The sequence below is a fragment of the Streptomyces sp. SID486 genome (assembly GCF_009865385.1).
Classification (GTDB): Bacteria; Actinomycetota; Actinomycetes; order Streptomycetales; family Streptomycetaceae; genus Streptomyces.
In genome coordinates this window covers 1-1,032 of sequence record NZ_WWJT01000805.1, presented here as the reverse complement: position 1 = coordinate 1,032, position 1,032 = coordinate 1, and the positions used below count along the sequence as shown (strand labels likewise).

Sequence of the window (1,032 nt, the reverse complement as noted above, 5' to 3'; positions counted from 1 at the left end):
TGCGGGGTGCGGGGGGACGCCTGGCCGGGGTGGCGGGGGGCGACGGTGCCCGGGGTGGCGGGGGCGGGCTTCAGAGCCGGATCGTGGCCTTGGAGCCGATCGTGGCGTTCGGCGTCCGCCCCGGGGTCCTCTCCCGGCCGCCGCGGTGCGGGCGACGGGTGGTTCAGCGTCCCAGCAGGCCCCTGAGCAGTTCCCGCAGCCCCGTGCGGATCTCCGCCTGGTCCGGGACACGGGTGCTGAACGAACCGGCCGCGCAGGAGAACATGAGTCCGTCCGCCCAGGCGACCAGGGACAGCACATGGCGGGCCGGGTCCGGGGAGCCCGCCGCGGCGAGCATGGCGCTCAGCTGCTCCGTGAAGACGGCGCCGGTCCGGTCGTAGATGGCGCGCAGTCCGGGGCGGCGGGTGGCCTCCAGGGCCAGTTCGTAACGGGCGATGAGCAGATCGCGGTGGTCGGTCAGGGAGCGGTGGACGGCGAGCGCCAGCCCCTGCGCCAACGCGTCGAGCCCCCCGGGCGTCTCCGGCGTCTCCACCGGTGCCAGCAGCCGCGCCTCCCGTTCGGCGTGCCGTCGCACCGCCAGTTCCAGCAGCGCCTGCCGGGTGCGGGCAACGTTGGACGTCGAGCCCGGAGGCAGGCCGGCCGCCGCGTCCACCGCCCGGTGGGTGAGCCCGCGCATGCCGCGCTCGGCGAGCAGCGCGAGGGCGGCGTCGGCCACGCGATCGGCACGGGAGGCCGTCCCGGGGACGCCGACAGCGGCGGGAGCGCCGGGAGTCCCGAGAGTGCCCTGAGTGTTGTGCGTAGCCGGAGCGCTGGGAGCGCTGGGAGTCCCGAGAGTGCCGGAAGCGCTGTGCGTAGCCGGAGTGCCCGGAGTGCCCGGAGTGTCTGAGGCGGTGGCGAGGGTGGTGGCGGTGGCGCCGGAACTGCCGGAGGCGGCGGGTCCGGCCGCCTTGACGGTCTCAGTCTCGGCTGTCTCGGCGGACTCGGTGGGTTCGGCCGGCCCGGCGGACTCGGTGGGTTCGGCCGGCCCGGCGG

The 1,032-nt window shown here is 76.5% G+C and carries 1 protein-coding gene; it reads right to left on the bottom strand.

Going from position 1 to position 1,032, the window contains the following annotated elements; all coding sequences use genetic code 11:
- Positions 1-163 precede the first annotated feature (163 nt).
- On the bottom strand, positions 164-715 hold the full coding sequence (locus tag GT045_RS38170) for a TetR/AcrR family transcriptional regulator (protein WP_345942885.1): 552 nt from the start codon (positions 713-715) through the stop codon (positions 164-166).
- Positions 716-1,032: the final 317 nt, after the last annotated feature.